The 22,125-nt window shown below is 70.0% G+C and carries 15 protein-coding genes; 8 read left to right on the plus strand and 7 right to left on the minus strand.

Features of this window, described 5'->3' with window-relative positions; genetic code table 11:
- Positions 1-2: 2 nt before the first annotated feature.
- Both IPK71_06005 and IPK71_06010 read right to left on the minus strand, forming a co-directional pair.
- Positions 3-1,142, minus strand: coding sequence for a hypothetical protein (locus IPK71_06005; protein MBK8213289.1), 1,140 nt, complete (start codon positions 1,140-1,142; stop codon positions 3-5).
- Between the two features lie 164 nt (positions 1,143-1,306).
- Positions 1,307-6,160 (minus strand): hypothetical protein, encoded by a 4,854-nt coding sequence (locus IPK71_06010; protein MBK8213290.1) that lies wholly within the window; start codon positions 6,158-6,160, stop codon positions 1,307-1,309.
- A 190-nt stretch (positions 6,161-6,350) separates the two neighbouring features.
- Between IPK71_06010 and IPK71_06015 the strand changes: the two genes are divergently transcribed.
- The 3 genes from IPK71_06015 to IPK71_06025 all read left to right on the plus strand — a co-directional run bounded on the left by IPK71_06015 (position 6,351) and on the right by IPK71_06025 (position 9,593).
- A complete protein-coding gene (locus tag IPK71_06015) occupies positions 6,351-7,022 on the plus strand; it encodes a hypothetical protein (protein ID MBK8213291.1) in 672 nt (223 codons plus the stop codon).
- A gap of 365 nt (positions 7,023-7,387) precedes the next feature.
- Positions 7,388-9,106, plus strand: coding sequence for a M23 family metallopeptidase (locus IPK71_06020; protein ID MBK8213292.1), 1,719 nt, complete (start codon positions 7,388-7,390; stop codon positions 9,104-9,106).
- A gap of 133 nt (positions 9,107-9,239) precedes the next feature.
- Complete coding sequence (locus IPK71_06025; protein MBK8213293.1) at positions 9,240-9,593, plus strand: hypothetical protein; 354 nt, start codon at positions 9,240-9,242, stop codon at positions 9,591-9,593.
- 275 nt (positions 9,594-9,868) lie between these two features.
- On the opposite strand, the gene IPK71_06030 is transcribed toward IPK71_06025, so the two are convergent.
- On the minus strand, positions 9,869-11,248 hold the full coding sequence (locus tag IPK71_06030) for a hypothetical protein (GenBank protein MBK8213294.1): 1,380 nt from the start codon (positions 11,246-11,248) through the stop codon (positions 9,869-9,871).
- 251 nt (positions 11,249-11,499) lie between these two features.
- Here IPK71_06030 and IPK71_06035 point away from each other — a divergent pair, with 251 nt between their 5' ends.
- The 5 genes from IPK71_06035 (at position 11,500) to IPK71_06055 (ending at position 18,833) form a co-directional block, all read left to right on the plus strand.
- Positions 11,500-13,512, plus strand: coding sequence for a hypothetical protein (locus IPK71_06035; GenBank protein ID MBK8213295.1), 2,013 nt, complete (start codon positions 11,500-11,502; stop codon positions 13,510-13,512).
- Positions 13,513-13,651: 139 nt separating this feature from the next.
- Complete coding sequence (locus IPK71_06040) at positions 13,652-14,503, plus strand: hypothetical protein (GenBank protein MBK8213296.1); 852 nt, start codon at positions 13,652-13,654, stop codon at positions 14,501-14,503.
- A gap of 351 nt (positions 14,504-14,854) precedes the next feature.
- The gene (locus tag IPK71_06045; protein ID MBK8213297.1) at positions 14,855-17,005 is read left to right on the plus strand and encodes a S8 family serine peptidase; all 2,151 of its coding nucleotides are present in this window, start codon (positions 14,855-14,857) and stop codon (positions 17,003-17,005) included.
- Positions 17,006-17,109: 104 nt separating this feature from the next.
- Positions 17,110-17,556, plus strand: a complete 447-nt coding sequence (locus tag IPK71_06050; GenBank protein ID MBK8213298.1) for a hypothetical protein — start codon at positions 17,110-17,112, stop codon at positions 17,554-17,556.
- Positions 17,557-17,660: 104 nt separating this feature from the next.
- Complete coding sequence (locus tag IPK71_06055) at positions 17,661-18,833, plus strand: hypothetical protein (GenBank protein ID MBK8213299.1); 1,173 nt, start codon at positions 17,661-17,663, stop codon at positions 18,831-18,833.
- 43 nt (positions 18,834-18,876) lie between these two features.
- Here IPK71_06055 and IPK71_06060 read toward each other — a convergent pair whose 3' ends face one another.
- The 4 genes from IPK71_06060 to IPK71_06075 form a co-directional block, all read right to left on the minus strand.
- Positions 18,877-19,749, minus strand: a complete 873-nt coding sequence (locus tag IPK71_06060) for a hypothetical protein (protein MBK8213300.1) — start codon at positions 19,747-19,749, stop codon at positions 18,877-18,879.
- 121 nt (positions 19,750-19,870) lie between these two features.
- Positions 19,871-20,383 (minus strand): hypothetical protein, encoded by a 513-nt coding sequence (locus IPK71_06065; GenBank protein ID MBK8213301.1) that lies wholly within the window; start codon positions 20,381-20,383, stop codon positions 19,871-19,873.
- A 6-nt stretch (positions 20,384-20,389) separates the two neighbouring features.
- Positions 20,390-20,980 (minus strand): hypothetical protein, encoded by a 591-nt coding sequence (locus tag IPK71_06070; protein ID MBK8213302.1) that lies wholly within the window; start codon positions 20,978-20,980, stop codon positions 20,390-20,392.
- A gap of 237 nt (positions 20,981-21,217) precedes the next feature.
- Entirely contained in the window at positions 21,218-21,940 is a 723-nt protein-coding gene (locus IPK71_06075) for a hypothetical protein (protein ID MBK8213303.1), read from the minus strand.
- Between the last annotated feature and the right edge of the window lie 185 nt (positions 21,941-22,125).

The following is a 22,125-nucleotide window of genomic DNA, read 5'->3' on the forward strand; positions in this document are numbered from 1 at the left end:
TGTCACCGGTACGGCGAGGTCACCGCGGAGGGATCGAGGAGCGCGACGATGCTCATGAGCTGCGGGGTGAACGCGGTGAGCTCGGCGTCTCCCAAGATGGTGCGCCACTCGACCGAGAGCCCCTCGTCGGTGAGCCAGACCCCGGCCTGCTTGCCGAGCGCCGTGATCGCGCGTCTGCCCTCCGTGTTGGCCGAGAAGAAGGCGCGGACTTGCGCCTCGTCGCGCCCCTTCACGACGAAGGTCGCGTCGAAGTCTTCGTCGCCCACAGTCACGTCGCGCGAGCCGAAGAGGTTCGCGACGAACTGGAACGTGCCCTGACGCGTGAGCCGGAGCCCGAGCTCGAGTGGCTTCGCGGGGGTGAGCGTGAGGCACGTAAAAAAGCGCCCTTCTTCGCTCTCCGTACGCATCTCCACGGCGACGCTGCCGAGGTGCCCGCGCACGGACAGCGTGTCCGCGTCGAGCGTGAGGCGCGTACGCGACGCGAAGCCTCGTAGGGCCTCGACGACGAGGGCTTCGGTCGCGTTTCGGGGGAGTGGGGGCCTCCGCAGCGACAGGATCGCGGCGAGCGCGGTGGCCGTGTGGAGCATGGGGGCGATCGCGGCGGGGTCCGCGGTGAAGTTCTCGAGCACCTCGACCGACGTGTCCGTCACCGTCACCTCCCTGCACCGCTCGGCCGCGGCGAGGAGGTGGTCGACCGCGTCGTTCGGGGGCGCCACGGCGCGACGCAAGATGGCGAGCGCCTCGTCGGGGTACGCGGCAACGAACGAGAACCGCCCGTCGAGCTCACGCTCCCCGGACATGGGGTTCGGAGGGCCGAAGAGCGGGTCCATCGGCCGGGGATTCGAGAAGAGGAGCCCGACGAAGAGGGGCCTCGGGATCCGCGCCATGACCCGGGTGTAGTAGTAGGTGTGCTTGTTGCCGTGCACGGCCTCTCGCATGACGAGCACGTCGAACGATCGCCCCACGGCCTGCACGTGCCACCGCCCGCGCATGTTCGTGTTGTCGTAGGAGGGCTCGTCGATGGTGTCGTGTGTGGCGCGCGCGAGCGACGAGAACGAGAGGCCCGGGGCGTAGTCCTTGCCTCGGCCATAGAGCTCGAGGCGGAGCGTCGAGGCGGCGAACTTCCACGCGTCGAAGGTCATGCGTCATTCTCCCGGGAGGGGCGCTCGTGGGCGCGTAGGGCGGGCGTGTCGGGGCGCGCCTCTCGATGGAAAGGACGGCCCACGCTCACCGTACCATCAGACGCCGACAACGAGTCGTCGGCTTCTCTCCTACCCAGGCGCGCGCGCGCCGGGCATCCCACACGTCACTCCTCGTCCTCGTCGTCGTCCTCGTCGTCGTCCTCGTCGTCGTCGTCTCCCCCATACCGAGCATCGAAGGCCGCCTCCTCTCTGCGCTCGAGCTCTTCGAGGAGGGCCCGAGCAGCTTCGGGGAACGCGCCGCGGAGAGCTGCGACGAGCTCTTCTTTCGCCTGGGGGCGCTCGAGGACGACGGTCGCCACGGCCGCCTGGAGCTCGGGACGGGTCGTGTGCACACGCAACGCGAGCGCGAGCGCGGAGGGGCCCGATCCTTTGCCGGCCTGCACGGCGAGCCAACCCAGGTCGGCGATGGTGTCGAACCGCGCGGCCCACTTGTCGAAGAGCTCGGGGCCCGCGATCGAGGCGAGGAAGAGGTCCGGTCGTGAGGGCTTCGTGCTCGGATCCAGAATTCGCGCACGTGCCCAGGCGGCGTCGTCGCTCACGAAGGCGTAGTCGCGCTCCTCTCGTGCGTGCCGCTCCGCCGCCGCGCGCCCGTTGAGCACGAGATCGAGCGCACGAACGACGTCGTGGTTCGGAGAATTCGCCTCGAGCCGCACGAGCACGGCCCGGAGACGTTCGCGGAGCGCATCGGCGCCGACCATGGTGCGAAGGAGAACGAACCCGAGCTCGAATACGGCGGCCGCGAGCGCCGGGCGATCCTCGTGGGCGACCACGTCTCCCTCTTTCTCCATGGCGTCGAGGAACATCGCCAGGGTGGCTTGCGGTCCTACGAGCGCTTCGAGGAGCCACACGAGCTCCGCGCCGACGTACGACGGTGGGCTCCAGGTCCTCGCGACGAACGCGCCGGCGAGGGCTCGGGCTTCGTCGACGAGGAGCATCGTGTCCTTCGTCAGCGCCTCGGCGACGCCTTGGTCCTTCGTGCTCCAGGCTTTCTGGGCTCCGCCGATCACGCGCGCCCAAATGCACGCCGTGCGACGCGGCCATGACGTCTGCATCACGAAGTCGGTGCATCCAAGGAGATAGGGCACGGTCTGTTCGGCCTGGCCCGGCTGATTCCACGCGCTCGCGTGCAGGAGCGACGCCCCGTGGGGATATCCCCGCTCGGAGACGAGCCACGAGAGGTAGGGGCTCGCGCCGATCCCGTGCTCGGGGAGCTCCGGCTCGAGGGGTGACTCGCCCTCGCACCACGCGTCGTTCCCGTCGTAGGCGCGAATGTCCGCGACGAACGGGGCCCAGTGCTCCGGGCGCGCATTCCCCGCTCCGACGAGGCGCGAGATCTTCTTTCGGCGCCGCAGCGCCTCGCAGAGGAGGACGACATCCTTGGACGACGACGCGGGTTGGCCCGCGCTGACCCACTCGACGTCGTCGAAGACGAAGAGCTTCACGGCGTCCTCGGGGAGGCCGAGCTTCTCTCGCAGACCCGTGTCGAACGCCAACATGTCGTCCTTCGCGCGCGCGCAGAGTTGAAAGAGGAGCCCCTCCAGTGGGGAGATCCTCCGGAGGCTCGGCGCGAGCTCCGGAGGCACGCTCGCGAAGGCACGTGGGAGCTTGTGGGATGCCTTCTGGGGCTCACCGCGCAAGCCGAGCGCGGCGCGCGAGACGGTGAGGAGCGCTTCGCCGTGCGGGAAGGGGAGCGGCACGTGGTGCCAAGCCTCGCCGTCCCAAAGGTGGGCCTCGTTCGAGATGCCACACACGTAGCTCGTCTCGTCGAGGAAGATGGGCTCGAGCTCGTCCTTCACGGGGTCGACGAGCTCCTCGGCGGCAGAGCGTGTCTTCGCGCCCGGTCCGTACGCCCTGGCCCACCACTCGACGACGGCGAGCGGATTCGGACGCGCCGAGAGGGTCTCGACGACGAGCACGTCACCCTCCTTCGACGCGAAGCCCGTGACGCGCATCGCGCCCGTCGTGTAAGCCGCGTTGTCCCAGAGCGGCAGCATGTACTCGCGCGCGTCGTCGTCGAGCTCCGCCACGGTCCAGAGCGGGCCACGCGGCACGTCGATCGTCGGAGCCTCGGCGAGCGCGGCCTCGATGGACGGGTCGAGCGGCGGGACCTCGACCCCGAGCTGCGAGAGGATCGCGCTCGTGCGCTCGCGCCCCAGGCCCGCCTCGATGGCCTCTACGACCACACTGCCGAGCGCGCTCGCTCGGTCGCGGAGGAGCTCCGTCGCGCGCGCGTCTCCTGCCCCTGCGAGCTCGGCGAGGGTGGCGTAACCGTGACCGTGCCGCGCGATCCACCGTCGCGCGAGGTCCAGCCCGACCGTGGGGGCCAGGAAAGCGTGACCCTCGAGCGCCACGGCCTCGGTGCCCGCGCCCTCCGCGAAGGCACCGGGACCCCCGCCGAGCGGCGCCTGGCCCGGCAAGAGCTCGTGGACGTCGTTCACGCGGAGCGCGACCTCGAGCGCGTCACGGGTGTCGATCGCGAGGAGGCACGGCACGATGCACCAGGGCACGTTGCGGAGGACGCCCCGTTCGTCGATGGAGTGCGCGAGCCAAGGGAGGATGCCCGCGCCGTACCGGGCAAAGGGGCCCGTGTTGTCCCGCCCGCGCACGTGAAACTCCCACGCGACGCGCTTGGCGTGGGTGACGAATTCCGTATCGTCCTCGAGGGAGAGCAACGCCGCCCACACGAGGTCGCTCTCGAGGACGAACGTGCCGTCCTTCATCTCGCCGCCGCCCTTTCGGAAGACGGACGTGGAGGCCACGATCTCCCTCGCCCGGGCGAGCGGCATGAGCCCACGCTCGTCGCGGACGGCGAGCCGCGCGTCCCGCATCGCCGTTCCGACGGGAGAAGCCGAGTCGACCGCGTCGAGGATCGCCTTGCCGAGCGTCCTCAGGGCGTTCGACGACGCGGGATCCGCGACCAGCGCCGCCACCGGGCCGTACACGGCCAGACCGAGCTTCCCGAAGCGTGCGGCGACGCGAGCGCGCTGGTCCGCGATGTCGTCGCGCGCCCAGCTCTCCATGCCCTCGAGCGCCGAGGCCTCGCGCTTCACCATGGCCGTCACGAGGGCCGGCCTCGGGTCGTTCGCGAGCACCTCGAAGAGCGCGCTCGTGTCCCCGCGCTCGGCGATGGCGATCGTGAACCGGTCGCGTGCCTCCGGCGCGAGCACTGTGCTTGCGCGCGCGACGAACGCCGCGTCGACCGAGAGCGCGAACGCGTCGGGCCACGTCCTCTTCCACCCACGCTCGGCGAGACCGAGGAGGAGGCGTTCGGTACGAGTCTCGCCGATCGCCCGAAAATAGCGCTCGATCGCCGCCCACGCGTGTGGCCGGACGAGCTCCCCTTCGACGAGCACGTCGCAGACCTCCGCCGGCGCCCGGCCCGCTTCGGCCGAAGCGCGGGCCGCCCCGTTCGCGAGGAGCGTGAGCGCCGATTCGTGGATTTGGGTCGAGCCGCGCCCGTGGGTCTTCGGCGGTCCCTGCGTGGCGATGCCCTCGGCCAGCTCCTCGATGCTCGACAGCGCGGCGGAAGCGCTCTCCGCGATCGCGGCCGAGAGGACCTGTTCGGCCGCGTCGCTGCGGCTCGGTGGCCCAGCGCTCACGAGCTGAAAGGACATCCCGTCGATCTTCCCGGTCCTCGCGCCTTCACCACCCCGCACGAGCACCTCGACGGCGATCGCGACCGCGCGTGGGCTCCTCGCGATGGCCGCGAAGTCTCCGTCGGCCAAACACTCGCGCGCGGTCCGCTCGGTGCCGTTCACCGTCACCGTCTCGTCGAGGGGGCCGGAGAGGTGGATGCCGAGAAAGGCGCGGAGCGCATCGGGATCGCCGGGCAGCGCGTTCTCCTCGAAGGCGGCGTAGAGGCCTTCGCTGCCGAGGAACGGGCGCCGGGCCACGGCTTCTGCGAAGCGCCGGAGCGAAGGTCGCAGGGTCTCCAGCGTCCAGCCCTCGGCGGGCGGAGGCTCCGGGGTCGCGATGCGGAAGAGCGGCCGCATCGCCGCGCCGGCGAGCGCGATTTCCCGGTCGGACGCGCGTTCGAGGGGAGTGCGCTCGAGGACGCCGAAGAGGATCGCGGCGACGGCCTCGGTGCGCGGGCCCGGAGTGTCACCCTCGCTTCGTGGCACGAGCTTGATGAGGTGCTCGAGCGCGAGCTGCCCGAGATCGCCGCGGCTCCACGGGAGCTCTGGCCACGTCGGTGGTGCGATGTCGCCCCCGAGCAGGCGGCGGTAGGTGCCGAGCGCCTCACCGTCGGCCCCGTCGAAGGGAGCGCGGCCATACGAGGCGACCACCGCGGACGCGAGCGCCACACCCCCCTCGCCGCCGAGCCGTGCGGCGGCGAGGTCCTGCACCGTGATGGTCTTCGTGTAGTTGTCTTGCAGCGCGACGCAGAAGAGGAGGCTCGTCGCCGCGAGGTCGTCCTCTTCGCGCTCGAGGCGTGCGCGTGCCCGAGTACGTACGCGCTCCGCGTGCCTCGCGAAGAAAGAAGCCGTGAACGCGGCCGCCGCGCGGACCGAAGGGTCGGCGTCGTCGAAGAGATCGAGGAGGTCGGAGAGGGACCGCTCCACCGCCTCGAAGGCGAGGCGAGCGGGCTCGGCCTCTTCCCCTTGGAACCATTGGCCCATCCCGGGCGCTTCGAGATCGAAGCCGGCGAACAAGAAACGGTCGGGGCGCCCCAGCGCGAGGTCGGCGAGGAAACGAACGATCCACGCGCGCTCCTTCACCTCCGGATCACACGCCGCCGCGACGAGGAACGGAACGGAGGGCGCGCTCGCCGAGTAGAGCGAACCCTGGTGGTGGATGCTCGCCGAGAGCCAGTACCGAGCGTCGGCCCGCTTCGCGTCGTCGTCACCCACGAGGGCGCGGAGCCGCGCGGGCGTGTCGTCCGCCGCGCCGTAGGCATGTTCGAGAGATGCCCAGTCGATGGAATCGAGCGCCGCGAAAGCTTGGCTGTGGTGCGTCATCGGTACCGATGAGAGCCAGGTTCGGGGCAGGAGACAAGGGCCGCGGGGTCGTCCCAGCCTGGCCCCCGAGCCCTCGAAGTGCCTGCGCGACGACCGACCCGACGAACCGCTCCTCGGGAAGCCGCCCTGGCCACACGGCAGCAAAAAGAAGGTGGAATCGCCTCGTCGGCTTCGGCGTACTGTAGAAAGGATGGCCCGCTCGACGACGGCTCTCGCGCTCTTCGCTTCGGCGACCATGGCCTTGGCGCTCGCGTGCAACGAGCCGGTGCGCACGGCGCCGCCCTCTCCCCGTGACGCAGCGCTCACGGCACCAGCGCCACCTTCCTCGCGCGACGGGTCCCTCGGTGACGCAAGCGCCGGCGCGGGCGCAGACGCCTCCAGGGCCGCGCCGTCGAGCGACGTTCCCGCCCCCGCGCTTCCATCCGCGTTCGCGGCTTTCGGGCCCGACGCACCCAAGGTCGCCTACCGCATCACCGACTCGGTGGACACACACGACCCCGACGCGAAGGGCCGGGCGGAGTCGAAGACGCGTGCCACCGCCCACGTGAGCCAGGTCGTGTACGAAAAGGGGGAATGGGTGAGCACCGTCGATTGGGAAATTGCCGACGACGAGACCGTCCCTGCCACCCTTCCGCACCGCTTCACGGTGACTCAGGACGAGCTCCGCGAGGGGGTCGAGCCTGGGGGCTTCGTGTTCCGGGCCTCCGAGCTCGTGAAGAAGCGCCCCGTGTGCCGCGAGGAGCGCGGCAAGGGGCCCTACGGTGCACAACGGAGGAGAATCTGCATCGACCTGCGTGGCCTCGTGTCCCTCCGCGAGGAGAACTGCCAAGGGCCCCGCGTGCTCCAGCTCGTGCGCGAGTGACGGGGAACGACGGCGCGGAACGCCCGTCACGGCCCCCGAGAGTGCGTGGTGTCGGAAGTGCGCGCGAGGAACACTCCGTACCTCTCGGCATGGGAGCGCAGATCACCGAGGATCATCGATGGCCAAGTCGCTCCGGTACGAACGGAGATGGAATACGCGTTGACGAAGCCTGTTGCCCCGCACATGACGTACGAAAACTACGGTTGGACGGTGCTCCTCACCAAGACGCGCGACGTGCTTCGGTGCCTGGGCCTTGTCGGGAGCGTCCTGACGCTCACCGCTTGCCATTCGGCGCGGCCGATCGCTGTCCTCGCGTCGACGTCTCCCCCTGCGCCCCCCGAACTCTCCCGGACGGCGAGCCTCTCTTGCGGTTGCCCGTCGCGGCGGGTGAAGTGGTCCTCTGCCAACAAGGGAACGCTTCGCCCAAGCCGCTCTCTCACTCCTACGACAACACCCGGCATGCCCTCGACCTCGCCGCGCCGGGCGCCGTCGAGGTCCCGATCGTCGCCGCGGCGGCCGGCACGATCGTGCGTGTCGTCACGGGGGCGGCCCCCGAGGGTGTCGAACCCGGAGGGGGATTCGGCAACCACGTCGTCGTCGAGCACACCGGTGGGTACTTCACTGCCTACTCTCACCTGGACCGGGTCTCCGTCGCTCCCGGCCAAGCCGTCGGTGCCGGTGCGCGGCTCGGCACGATGGGCAACACCGGGAAGGCCGGGAATCGGCACCTCCACTTCAGCCTCCATCGCTCCGCGGGAAGCGACGAAGGCCTCCCGTCGACGATCCCGATGCGGGGGCTCGTCGTCGCCGTGCCAGGGTCGCTCGCGCCTCGCGCGGAGAAGCCGTGGCGCGTCGAGCTGCGGTCGAGCCTCGAGCTCGCGTGCTCGAACGCGACCGTGTCGATGCGAGGGGGGTTCTATGGCTCCGACAACGAGCCCTCGAGCCCGCTCACGTTCGGCGAACCCGGCGCGAACCGCACCAAGGCCTTCGCGAGCACGCTTCGCGAACGCATCGAGGCGACGCCGCTCGACGTTCGCGGAGATACGGTGAACGCGGACGTCAAGGCGCTCGGTGCGAAGAGGGCTCTCGAGAACCTCGAGGCGATGCTCGAAGAGCACCCTCGTGATCCTGGCGCTCTCTACTGGGCCGCGGTGGTCGCGTCCCGGGATCTCCACGACGGCCCGAAGGCGCGGGCGTTCCTCGAGCGGCTCGACGTCTTGAAGGTGACGGAGCCACCATGGATCGCACCGTGGGCCACGCTGCGTCTCGCCACCCTCGCCGAAGAACGGGGAGACCTCGACGAAGCGCGTACGCGGGGCCGAGCGCTCCTCGGGATCTCTGGCCAGGGGGCGGACTTCGCCTCGCGCCGCGACGCGCTGGTCACGCGTGTCGGCCTCGCGCCGGCTCCTGTCGCGCCTGTCGCTCCCGATGCCCCGATCCCGCGCTGCGACCTCCGAGCTGCACGGCCCGAGGCAGCGTGCATCGCGACATCACGCGGGAAAAGGGGCCTCGTCGTGTTCCTGCACGGAAAGTTCTCGAACCGCGCCGACGCCGAGGTCTTGAGCCTCGTCGCCGCCCGCGCGGAAGCCGCGAACCTCAGCGTGCTCGCGCTCTACGGGGAGGCTGGCCTCTGCAGCTGGGAGTCTCGGCCGCAGGACTTCGTGTGCTGGCCGCAGGAGGAGTCTCAACTCGAGGCCGCGCGGCGCTCGACGGCCACCTGGCCCACGCTGGTGGCTCGCGCTCGTCGTGACGCCGCGACCCGCGGGGGGACGTTTCTCGTCGGCTACTCGAACGGTGCGTTCATGGCGGCGCGCGCGGCCGCAGAAGGCCTCGGTCCGGCGTTCGATGGCATCGCCGTGCTCCTCGGAGGGGTCTCCGGCCCGGTGGCGCGCCGCACGGGAGAGCCCCCGAACGTCCTGTTCTTGGCGGGCACCGACGATCCTCATCACCGGACGTCGGCGCTCGACGCAGCCCGCGCGTTCTCGGACGCTGGATACGCGCAGACCCTTCGGGTGCGAAAGGGAGGTCACGCGCTCACGGCCCCCGACCTCGACTGGGCGTTCGACGCTCTCGTGGCGCGATGACGGGTCAGGTCGATTCGCCTGTCTCGATCCAAGATCCTGACCGCGGCGTTAGACGGGTTGGCGCGGTGCGTGTTCTCGGGTACTCCTCGCAGGAACATCGAGGTCGTCTCGAGACGTTAGGGAGGATGAGATCATGAACCGCACCGTTTTCTCCGTGGCCGCCGTGGGAGCCGTTCTCTTGGTCGTCGCGTGCAGCAGCTCCGCGTCTGCCATCTGCAACAGAGAGAGCCCCTGTCCGAACGACGTCCCCGCCACGCAGGCCCAGAAGGACCAGTGCGTGTCCACGCTGAAGGCGAACGAGAGCAGCGACTGCTACAACGAGGTCGTCACCTACGTCGAATGCCAGCTCGACAACGTCGTCTGCGGCGGCGACCAGAAGACGGACGGAAAGCTCTCGGCCACGCAGGCCGAGAACAACTGCAAGAACCAAAAGGCCGACGCCGTCGCCTGCTGCACGAAGAGCCCCTCGGCCACCGCCTGCAAGTAGCTCCATCGTGACCCCGCGCGTCCTCGACGGGGCGCGCGGCGGGGATGTGGGTCGTCCTCACCGAGCCCCGAGCCCGTCGAGCCTCCACGCGTACAGCGCGCCTCCACAGACAATCTCGAACCAGGCAACGTCGTCCGTGGGGTCCCGCGTCGGCCAGCCGCTTCGTGAGGGCACGCTCCCTCGTGCCGACGTTCTCGGTCGTCGCGGTAGCCTACGGGCGAAGGTGGCCGACCGGCAGCTCGGTCGGCCCACTGCGGTACCCCGGTTCGAAAACGTCACTTTGGAGTGAGCAGCCTCAGAGTCCCTCCTGATACCACGATGAGGTCTCCCGTCGGGCTCGCACCCATCACGTTCGCGTCGGGCCCCACCATGAGCGGTCGTGCCTCCGGCGCCCCGTCGATCGCGTGAGCGACGACGCTCCGGCCTGCGGGCGACGGTGTGGTCCCAGCGTCCGGATTGGGCGAGGACGCTGTCCCTCCTGCCGAAATCGCGAACCGTCGTCCGTCGAGCTCCACGGCGCGCGGGGGGAACATTTGCCCGGGGACCTGGCGCACGACTCCCGACGATGTGCCGGAATCGTCGAACGCCTCGAGCGTCGTGCCCGACTGCGTGTCGTACCTCGTCAGAAGTCCCGTGTTCCCGCGGCGCCCGAGCCAGCCCGATGTGAAGGGCAGCCCCGACTCGATGCGCGTCGTTCGCGAGCCGTCCGGGAGCAAGCGCGTGAAGACGAGCCTCGAGTCGTTCGTCTGCGCTGCGAGCAGGATCGTGTCGCCGAAAGAGAGCGCGTGTTGGTCGGAGGCCCCTGGATACTCGACCCTCTGGGGCGCGTACGCGTCCGTCAGATCGGCTCGCAGCCATCGGACCTCGGTCACGATTCCCACCTGGCCCACCTGCCCGGTCAGCAACGTGCCCTCCCCTGCGCTCCCGTCGGCCGAGCGGGTGGCGAGCCCCGCGAGGCCGAGGCCTGGGAAGTGGCGTGTCCCGAGGAGCTTCGCCGACGGATCGAGGCGAAAGACGTCCGTGCCGACTCCATTCGAGTAGGACGTCATCAGCGCGAAGCCCTCGGTCGTCGCGACGAGCCCCATGCGAATCGGTGGCTCGGAGCCGAAACAAACGTCGGACTCGACGAGCTTACGATCGACGACGAGCCCGAGATGGATCCGGCCTCTGTTGATGCTCCACGCCACGGCGACGGAGGTTCCGTGTGTGGCCGTTGCCGCGAAGCCTGTCGCGTTCGGCGTCAGATCGATCGTCGCGAACCCATCACGGGTCGCGTTGCATCCTGCCACCTCGACCCTGCAGCCCGAAGAGCACCGGAGCGAACCGCCGAGGTAGCCTCGTGACGCGCAGGTCTCCCCGCGAAAATCGGTGCTGTCGCATTCCTCTGCGCGCGTGTTGCTCGCGGGCCCTTGGCCGACCGTACACGTATCGGCGCGGCCGTTTCCGCAGAGCCCATCGCAGACCGCGCTCCCCGTCGATTCGCTCGGGCACGCGCCGACCGCCGGCGCTTCGGGCTTCGTCGCGGCGTCGCTGGCGTCGTCCGTGCCGCCCGTAGTCCCTCCGCACGCGCTGGCGAGAGCCCCCGCACCCGCGGAGAGGGCGAGCACGGTCAGGAGCGGCGCGGCGCGGAGGCACAAGGATCTAAAGGATTCCATGGACTTACGCGATGCAAGTCACGTGCCGCGCGAGCGCCCTTGGTTTTCGCCGGGGATTTCGAGATCGACCCGCCCTCGCGTGGTCGACGTCGCCCGAGTGTGGCGGAAGTGGCGCGACTTGGCACGGGTAGGGCGCTCGCGCACGAGTACCGAACGACGGAACGAGGGGGAGCTTCCCCTCTCCCGCCGAGAAGCCGCTACGCTCGCCGTGGGCTGCCGAAGAGACACGCCCACGCGCGGGGAGGGCAGAGATGGCGACCAAGAAGAAGAAGGCCTCGAACGAAGGCGCGATCTCGAGCCCCGCGGCGGGGACGACGCCGGACCATGTCGACGGCGCGATCGTCGCTCTGGCGTTCGATGCGGGGCGAAGGCTCCATGCGATAGATGGTCAGGGGCGCGTGCTCCGGCTCGCCGAGGACGGTGACCGGTTCGCGACGGCACGCGTCCTCCACGAGGGAGATCCGGCCACGGCGCTCGCGGCGTGGGGGAAGCGCGTGGTCGCGGCGATCGGCGCGCACCTCGTCGTGTTCGGCACGGATGGCACGCGCGAGGCGACGGGCGAGGTGAACGCCGGGCCCGTGGCGGCGCTCGTCGTGCGCGGCGAGACGGTGTTCGCGCTCGGTGGCGGCTACGTCACGCGCTACGAGCTCGAGGGGAACCGCCTCGTCGCGGGGTCACGGGTCAAACACGGCGCGGGGGTCGCGTTCGACCTCGACCTCGACGACACCGCGAAGCGAGCTTTGGTCCTCAGGGACCAGAAGGTCGTCGAGATCCTCGATCTCGGGGCGAAGAAGGTGCTCTACACCTGGGAGCGAAAGGGGCTCGGGGGCTCGCGCGTCGAGGACGTCGGCGCGCGGTTCCAACCGGGGAAAGACGCCGTCATTTCGGTGTCCGACGCCGGAGGGTACTGCATCGATCGGGTGGCGACGAAGACCGGCCGCGTGACGGGCAAAGCCCACGACCAAATGGCCTCCTCGGTGCTCGGCCCGCTCGTGCTCGACGTGAGCCGTCGTGTCGCTGCGGTCGGCGTCACCGGTGAGGATGTCGAGGTCGTCGAGCTCGACGGGGCCCGCTCCCGCTTCTTGCTCGACCCGGTGCTCACGGAGGCGATGGAAAAGTCCCTCGCGTCGCTCACCCGGGTCCCCAAATTCAAGCCGTTCGGGCCGGGCCTTTGGAAGCGGAGCGGCTCCGACCCTGCGCCCCTCGCGCCGAGCACCCTAACGGCGATGGCGGTCGACGAGGGCGGCGCTCACGTCGCTGCCGGGTTCGCCTCGGGTGAGGTCCTGCTGGCCGACACCATGACCGCGCGCATCGTGTCCACGCACCGCGCGGTGCTCGCCGAGGGGCGCTGCCGCGCCGTGATACCGATACCGAAGTTGATCGCGACGGGTATCGACGGAAACGACCTGTGGTTGGTCGGCCCGGAGGGTACACGTATCGTCGACATCGCGACGTCGACGTTTCGTGACGGTCCACGGCTGCTCGTGCCCCGAGAGTACGACGAGCGATCCGCAGCGAGCGAGCTCACGTTCGAGGGCGGCGTGGTCACGTGGTCCGAAGGAGCCGAGATCGTGAGGTTCTCGCGCAGCACGGGAGAGATCGTCTCGCGCACCACCCTTCCGGATACCGAGGGCTGGCAGACGTGCCTCGCGCACGGAGGCGAGATGGTGTTCGTCGAGAGCGCCGACGTCGAGGTCTCCGGCTTTCCGCTTCGTGCGCTCGACCTCGCCACGGGCAAGGTGCGCTCGCTCGGCCGGTTCGTGCGCGACAAGAAGCGATTTCCGTTCGGAGATCCGGACTGGAAAGATTGGTTTTCGCTCGGCTCGCTCGGCGGCGAGCCCACGATCACGCTGTGGCCCGGGAAGGGAATGGTCGTGGCGCAAACGCACCTCTTCGATCTCGAGACGCTGGCCGTGGGCAAACGACTGCCGTGGGAAACCGACGAAGCCCAAGGCCGCCTGCTCGTCACCGAGACCGACGAGACCGATGGCGTGATGGTGCGCGACGTCGTCGCCGGCAAAGAAATCCTCCGCGTGGCGTTCGAGCCGGGCGAGCGGTATCGGAGCCGTGGCCGCTACGACGTGGCCTCCGGCACGCTCGCGAGCACGGTGTCGAGCTCGCGCATCGGCGTGTGGGACGGCGAGGGCAAGCGCCGGTTCTCTTTGCCAGGCCACCGCCACGGCGACGTGCACGCGCTGGCGGTCGGAGGTAAGGGCGTCGTCACCCGTGACCGTTACTGGCTGCGCTTCTGGGATTTGAGCTGAGGGTTACGACTCCGCGGCACCTCGGACCCGCTCTCGACGCCGTTCATCCATCCGTGGCGTCGACTGCGCTCCGTGGGCTCGGTGGCGCGCTCGCCGCTCGCCAGGTGCCGCTTCGTGCGCTACGGGTCCACTGCCCACGATGATGAAGGTCCCTCGCGCCGCGTTCCTCCTCGCCCCCGTCCTCGTCCTTGGAGCGTGCAGCCGATCGTCGTCCTCCCAGCGAACCGTCCTGCCCGAGGAGCAGGCGCGCGTGGATGCGCTCGCGGATGAAATGTTGGCGGTTGCGCGCGCGGCGGACAAGAAGCGCTCGGTCGCCCTCGAGGCCGCAGCAGCAAGCTTGGTGCCGCGCGCCGACCTCGGGCCGTGCCCCATCAAAGTCCCCGTGGTCGGGACGGAGGACATGACGAAGCTCGGACAGAGCGAGCCCAAAGACGCGCCGGTCGATTGGCGCAGCGTGCGCGCGGACCAGATGATGGTGGCCACGCGCGCGGAGCTCGCCACGAAGAAGAGCGTCCGGCTGAAGCACGTCGAGGAGATGATCGCTTTCCAGCGCGGGCGCCTCGAAGTCGAACCCCTGGCCGACGTCGAAAAGTGGATTCGCTACTACGGCGATCTCAAGAACGCTTCTTGGGAGATGGTCGTCGTGGCGGTGGTGCGCGACGACCCGGAGATCAAGGACAAGGAGTCCTTCAAGGCTGGCACCATCCTCGGTCGGGCCTATGTCTACAGCTACGTCGACGACGCGGTCGTGTGCGCGGGCACGGTGGTGGCCCAGTCGTCGGAGATCTTGCACGACCACAAGGTGAAGACGGCAGACGGCAAGGACTTCGGCCTCGTTTTCGACCTGGAGAACGAGGCGTTTCGCGCCGCCGCGCGCACGATGGTTCGCGCCGGACCACGGCGTGAGGAGGACGCGGGCGCCGCCGACGCCTCGACGAAGGCGGACGCGTCGACCAAGCGAGACGCTGGGGCAAAGGACCGCGCGAAATAGGCCAACCGAGCGCTTTCGTTGCGCATCGTCCTCCCCGCGCCCAGTCCGGCATCGGCGTGGACGCCTCCATCCCGTGGTCCGCACGGCGTGACGCGTCAGGGCGGAGTGACCGAGAGTGCCGCGCGGGTGGTCAGCCGACCGGTCAGGAGACACCGTCCTCGCGCCGCAGGGCGAATCGCGCGGAACGCTTCGGCTTTCTAGGAAGGTAACGCTGACGTCGGGTCGTTCGGTGCGTCGACTCGCCGAACGCAGCCCCATCGCGAACGATTTCTCTGGCTCTGTCGTACCCGTCTGGACGACCCTCTCGGGTTCCGTCTCGCGATACGAGACGAGAAACGCGAGGGAGGACTCATGCGCAAAGCACTTCTTGTGGCTTCGGTGGCACTATTGGCACTTTCGGCGACCGGCACGGTGTCGGCTGGGCCCACGGATGGCCTCGTCAAAATGGACCCGTCGATGCGCGTCCGCCTCTCGGGGGGCATCCTTCGAGATTCGCCGAACGTCGCGATGTTCGTGAAGACGTCGGACGTGGCCGCCACACGCAAGGAGATCGAGCGTCTCGGGGGCCGCGTCGGCACCGTCTCGGGGGACATCCTCACGGTTCGGATGCCCAAGTCGGCCGTGGCCTCGCTCGCCGCGCGCAGTGAGGTCGCGAGGCTCGAGGCCGCGCACAAGGTGACGAAGCGCCTCGACAAGGTGCTCACCGAGACCAAGGTGAACCAAGTCCACTCGGGCGGTGCGGGCACGCCGTTCAAGGGAGCGGGCGTGGTCGTCGGCGTGATCGACTACGGGTTCGACGCGGCGCACGAGGCCTTTCGGAAGCCCGGCGGTGGCCCCTCGCGCGTGGTCGCCTTCTGGGACCAGACGGCGCAGACCGGCAACAAGCCCGCAGGGTTCACGTACGGCGCCGAGTGCACCACGGCCCAGCTCACCGACAACACCTGCGCCCACGCCGCCGCCGACAGCCACGGAACGCACGTCACCGGCATCGCGGCGGGGGGACCCGTGCAAGGCACTCCGTACCTCGGGTTGGCGCCCGAAGCCGACATCGCCTACGTCCACCTCGGCACCGCCCCCAACGCGGCGGATGACAACGAGGGCCTCTCGACGGCCATCTGCGACGCGACGTCGTTCATCTTCAAAGCGGCAGCGGCGCTCGGCAAACCGGCCGTCGTCAATATGAGCCTCGGAGAGCACTCGGGCCCGCACGACGGCACCTCGCTCGCCGATCAGTGCCTCGACAACCTCACCGGTCCCGGCAAGATCATCGTCGCGGCCGCTGGAAATGAAGGCCAAGGCTCGCAGAGCGGCGCGCCCGGAAATCCGGCCGTGTTCGTGCACGCGGGCGGCACGGCGAGCGCCACGGCGACGTCCGTCCGCTTCCATCCTTCGGTCTCGAACAACGTGGTGCAGGCCGAGCTCGTCGTGTGGACCGACAGCCCGGGAGATCTCACCGTGCGCATCGGCGCGACCGACGGAAACGCGACCACGTTCAGCGCCCCGGTCACACGCGCGCAGGCCCTCGCTCCGACGCAGCTCACGGTGGGGGCCCTCACGGTCGGTCCCGTGGCTGCCGCGGGTGGCGAGCTCCCGGGCGGCGCCCGAGGCATTCAGATTCGCGTGAACGACGCGAACACCGACCAAGCCGAGCTCCAGCAAGTCACGTGGGTGCTCGAGATCTCGGGGAGTGGCAAGTTCGACGCCTTCCTCGACACGACGAACGCGGGCGGCTTCGTCCAAGGCGGAGTCGGCGCGGGGGTGACGGTCGACAACATGATGACCATCGGATACCCCGCGATCGCCAAGAACGTCATCGCCGTCGGCTCGTACGTCTCGCGGAACGAGTGGACCCCGCTTACCGGTGGTCCGCAGCAGCAAATGAACGGCAACCAGCAGGTGACCCTCGGGGCGCTCAGCGGCTTCTCGAGCCGCGGCCCGGCTCGCCGCGCGACGGTCGTCACCCAGAAGCCGGATATCGTGGCGCCGGGTGAAATCGTGGTCTCGGCGCTGAACTCGCGCAGTACGGTGGCGGCCGAGCGCATCATGAAGGCCCCGCCGAGTGGCTTCTACCTCGCCGAGGGCACCAGCATGGCCACCCCCGCGGTCGCCGGCATCGTCGCCCTCATGCTCCAGAAGAACCCGCGCCTCGGCGTGGACGACGTGCGGCGCATCCTCGCGACGACGGCCACCGCCGTGCCCGGCGAGACGCTCCCGAACACGTCGTGGGGCGCAGGCAAGGCCAACGCGCTCGCGGCGGTCATGGCCGTGACCCCCGGAGCGCCGGGTGCCGACGCGGGCCCCGAGGCGGACTCCGGCGCGACCCCTGGCCCTGGACCTGCGCCCGCCCCGTCGACGCCGGGACCCAACGGCGCGGCCCCCGCGGCCGACTCGGGCGGCTGCAATGTAGGTATGGGCGCGGGAGGCGCGGGTGGCGCGCTCGCGGCCGGCCTCGGCCTCGCCTTCGTGTTGGCTGGTCGCCGTCGTCGGGCTTCCGCCAAGTGAGCGTGCGCCCATCGGCGCGCGTCCGTGAGGGGAGCACGGGGATTTCGGTCCTCGTGCTCGCCCTCGTGGCGTGTACCCCCCAGTCTCCGGTACCAACCTCGCCCATGCCTCCCTCGACCCCGGAAGCCGGATCCACGGCCGACGCGCCCAGCTCGAGCGCTGCCGCGAGTGCCTATCTCGTGCGTGAGCCGAATGGCCATTTTGCGCTCGTCGAAGGTGTTTCTTCCGAGTCGGCGGCGGTGCGTGGTGCCGTGGTCGCATCGTTCGCGCCTTCTGCGAGGGCCAAGCTCGGGAACGCGTCGATGGTGCTCGCGCGGCTCGAGCGCGCGCGCCAAGGCGAGCCCGTCTCGCTCTACGCGAAGCTCGACGGCGCCACGGCACCGAAGGGCGAAGACGCTCGAAAAGAAGGCCTTCGGGCCACAGGAGCCGTGCCCCAGACCATAGCGGGCGACGTGGCGACCGTGCTCGTGACTCCCGAGAAGCTCGGCGACCTCCTCGGCCTCCCTTGGGTGACGGGCCTCGAGACGCCGGGGATCGTCGTGCCACGCTGAGGGCGAGGAGAGCGCCGTGTGCCCGAACGGCATGATGGCGGTGTGTCCCTGGTGGGTTCTTTCGGCTCGCGGCCCTGCGCCGCTCTGCCATACTCGCCGCCCCCATGGCTTCCCTCTCTCGTCGTTCGTTCGTCGTGTCGCTCTTCGGGCTCGCTTCGGCCGCGTGTGGCCTCAAGGTGGGCCGCGTCGGGGGCGATCCGTACGGCGGCGCCAACACGAACATGACCGCCGCGGATCGCGAGAAGGGCCGCGCGAACCTCGCCCGCATCGCGAAGGAGGCGTACCTGCCCGACTACGAGCGCCTCCGGGCCAAGCTCGACGCGGCCCTCGCCGCCACCGGGGGCGAACAGCCTGCCTCCCCCGCGGGGCGCGCGCAGCCGGCCTCGCGTGTCGTCAAGGCCCTCACCGCGCCGAAGGGCTCTGTGGCCGTCACCCCGCACATGGGTGGCCTGTTCTTCACGGTCACGGGAGATATCGCCAATACGAGCGATCTCGACGTCCTCGTGCGCCTCGCGAGCGACGCCCACCACGAAATCAGCGACCTTACCCGCAAGCGGCACTTCGACGTGGTTCTCTCCATCGTCGCCTTTCGCGCCCAGTTCGGCGAGCTCGAGGACGTCGACTACGAGCGTATCCGCGCCGAGATCGACGTCGTCCGCGCGATGGACGAGCTCGCGGCGCTCGCGCTCGCCCACGTCGCGGCGTACCAGTCGGCCGTCGCCACGCGCGACGTCCGCGTGCTCGAGTCCTTCCCTCCCAAGGCCCGAAAGGCGCTCGCCGCGAAGCTCCCTCCGGCCACGCGCAAGGACGCCGAGGCCTACGTGGAGACGGCCGCGGGCTCGCTTCGCACCGTGAAGGCCGAGTACGTGAAGTACTACCGCGCCACCATGGGCGACGAGGCGTTCGCCAAGGTCGAGCGCTCCGTGAATCAGATGTTCGACCCGTACATCGCGATGGCCGAGCGCGACGCGAAGGGCACCGACGTTCGCCTCATGGGTGAGCCGCACCCGGGGCACGACGCTCCTCCTCCTGCGGGCGCAGGCTCGGGCTCCGGGCCGAAACCGGACGTGGGCGCGGCGCTCGCGACCTACCTCGACGCGACCTCGGCGGCCTTCCCGGTCATCGGAGTGGTGCTGCGCGGGCTCGAAGGCGCGCGTGCGCTCGCCAAAGGCGACTCCAAGGCCGCGATCGACGCCGCGGTCTCCATGATCCCCGCCTCGGGCCTCGCGAAGGACGCGCTCACGACGGCCGCGGCCCTCGTGAAATCGAGAATATGAGGCCACTTTGGGTCCGCGGGCCACGCGCCCGTTTCGAGCCGGTTCAGGGGGCCGCGTACCGCGCCTGGATGACCGCGGGGGACGGCACCCCGACACGCTTGAAGGCGTGGCACAGCGCGGCTCCGGACGAGAAGCCGACGTCGGCGGCGACCTCCTCGACGGACGACGAGCCGCGGCTGAGGAGGGCGAAGGCCCCGGCCATCCGCCACCCGGCGGCGAACTCGCGGTAGCTCCGCACGGACGCGAAGTACCGCCGAAAGAACTCGTTCGACGTGCGTACGACCTGCCGCTCGCCGCGGAAGAGGCCGCGCGCGAGGTCATGGAGCGTCGTGCGTCGCGCGAGGGGGAACACGGCCGCGGCCACGAGCTTCGCGAAGGCCCGGTCGACCTCGCGCACCTCGTCGCACGCGCGATCGACCTCGTCGCGGAAGACCGGGACGCCGTGCGCGCCGAGCGCTTCGGCCACGGTGCAGCCCCGCGCGCGCGCGTCCGCGTCCGACGTCGGCGCCGACACGAGCGCGTCGTGCACCTCGGAGAGGGCGGCCTTGGAGAGGCGAGACACGATCGATCGATCGATCCCCGACCTCGCGGACCTTGGGCGAAAGCTCGCCTTGATGCCGACGCTGTTCCTCTCGATGGGGTAGAGCGGCGCGCTCGCCCACGTCGGCGACGTGAGCACGTCCCCGGGCTCGAGCACGATCGGCGCGCCGTCGAGCGTCGTCGACATGGTGCCTTCGATCACCACGACCGCCATGGCCCACTCGCGGCTGCGCGGGTTGGCCCCCGTGCTGTGGTCGAAGAAGCGGCACCCGATGTGGCGCGCCCGCGTGACCGCGAAGCCGGGCGCGCGGAGCTCGAGCTGCTCGATGCATGGCTCGCCCGTCTCGGTCGCGAGCGCGTAGTCGAGGACGATCATCGGTACTAGGGTACACCGCGGTCGAGAAACGACGGAGACTAGGTGAGCGAGCCGCTGCGGGCGCCCACGGGCGGATGGGTGCGGGCGGCGAACGAGTCACCGGTTCGCGCCGCGATGCGATTCATCTGCCCGTCGACGCGGCGAGGGACGCGAGCGCCCCGAAGACGCCCCATGCGCCGGCGGTCATCGCAGCGCAGAGAAGCAGTCTCTTGGCTACGGGTAGGGACGTGTCGCGCGAAAGCTTGGTGCAGCCAGCGGCGCCGCCGAGCCCGATCACGGTTGGAACGGCGCCGCCCTGGCTCACGACGGGGACGAGCACGCACGTGAGGATGAAGAAGTAGGCCCAGCCCGGAATGGGGATGGCCGCCGACCCCGGGACTGGTTTGCCGTTCACGTAGACGTGGAGCTCCTCCGCGTATCCGAGCGGACCACGCTCGCGCACGAGCTGCACGTGCAACGCCGAGCCGTCGGGGAGGGACAGCTTCTTTCCGAGGCGGATCTCGTCGTAGCCCCCGTCGAGCCTCCCGATCTCGAGGCCGTCGAAGCGAACGACGCCGTCTCTCCACCCGACCGACCACGAGACCTCGAGCTGCAGCGGCAAGCCCGGTCCGAGCGCGTAGCTCTGCGACGGCATGGGTTGCTAGGCCGCAGCGTGACGACGCGAAACACGCGCGTCGATGGCCTCTGCGCAACGAACGCAGGAGTCGACCAGGCGCTCGAGCGACGCGACGTCTTTGGGCATCGCTTCGATCGTGGCGGTCACGGCCGTCTCGGTGATGGCGGCCTGCCTCGTGTCGCGCAGGAACGCGGTGACGACGGGGCCGGTCGCCGCGTCGGCCAAGACCGGGTGGTGCGTCGGTTTTTCGACCTCGTCGGCGTCGAGCCGGGTGGCCTCCTCGAGGGGCGCGCCGAGGTAAGCGATGACGCGTGTGTCCGAGATTTCGTAGCGCCCGCGGCGTTGGAGCGCGATCGTCCCCAGGAGCTGCATCCCGATCTCGACGTCGGTGCCACGGTACCGCCCGGCGATCCGGGGCGCATCGCCCACGTCGAGCCCCGACACCTCGAGCCCGTGAGCCTCGGCGAACTCGGCCCAAACGTCGCGCGAGGCGCCGAAGCTCCACACGATGTAGCCGATGCCGAGCGCGCAGAACGTGAGCAGCCCGCCGATGGCGAGCAGGGCCGGGTTCACCTTGTCGATGGCGTGGAGGACGGAGTCGATGGGGCTTTGCATGATGAAGGTGGGGTGTTGGAGGAGAGTGGGTCTCGGGCGTGGCGCGCGCCCGCAGACGTTCGCGGGCGGCGAAGCGGAAGAGCCACGGCGAGCACGACGAGCTGCGCGAGAAGTCGCGTCGTCGTCGACGAATCGATGGGGCCCGCCTCGCCGCCGAGGTGGAGGGAGCGCCCCTCGCGCCACCGAGCCGGGTTTTGCACGCCCGAGGGGGCGATTCAAGCGCCCCACCGGCGAATGTCACCTCGCATCAATCCGTGTCGCCCTCGGAGCGCGGAGCGGTGCCACGGTGTCTGCGAACGCGCGGAGCTCGCGCGAGAGCTCCGCGACGGCGGCGCGGCGCTCGTGGATCAAGCGCCACATGAAATCGCCGCTTGCGCGGGTGTAGGTCCCGTCGGGACGGACCCCCACGAGGCGGCCCGTCCACCCGAAGGGAATGCGCACCTTCTCACCGCCGCGAAACGCGAGGACCAAGCGTCTGCCGTCCTCCACGCTCGTCTCGGTCACCTCGTCGAGCGAGAGGAGAGTGAGGCCCGCGCGTCGAACCTCGAGGACCTCCCACGGGAAGAGGTACACGCCCTCCGGAAGGGGGAGCTGCCGGCGTTCGTGGCGCTCGCGCGCTGCGACGACGGCCCCGACCGCGAACGAGGTGACCGCGACCGCGCCGGCTACCAGGTCGAGGCCCCGCTTCGTGCCGTCCGAGAGCATGGTTCGGAGCACGTTGCTCCAGTTGAGCCCTGCCACGAAAAAGACGAACACACCGATCGCTCCCGCGACGGCCGCGACCCACGGCCAGAGTCGAGGCGGATCCTCGAAGCTCCAGATCGGTTTCCCCAGGCGCTCGGCGCGTTGCCGGGCGAGGATCACTTCGTCCTCCACCTCGGGCTCGCGCTTCACCTGGAGGGTGGAGAGTTGGTCTTTGGCCTGCTCGGGTAGGTCGCTCCACGCGTACGTCGTCGCCATCGGTTCTTCCCTTTTGCCTTGCGCGCTCGACGCGCGGTCGAACGCTGCGGTCGTGCACGAGCCCGCCTTCACGCGTCGTGGTCGACGCCGAATGGCCCCTTGGCTCTGCATCGGCGAGCGGGATGTGGCATGAGGCCCGGGCTCGTTCAAGGCGCGGGCGCCGAATGTCACTTTGCATCAACGCC

This window comes from Myxococcales bacterium, from assembly GCA_016712525.1.
In the GTDB taxonomy this organism is placed as follows: Bacteria; Myxococcota_A; Polyangia; order Polyangiales; family Polyangiaceae; genus JAAFHV01.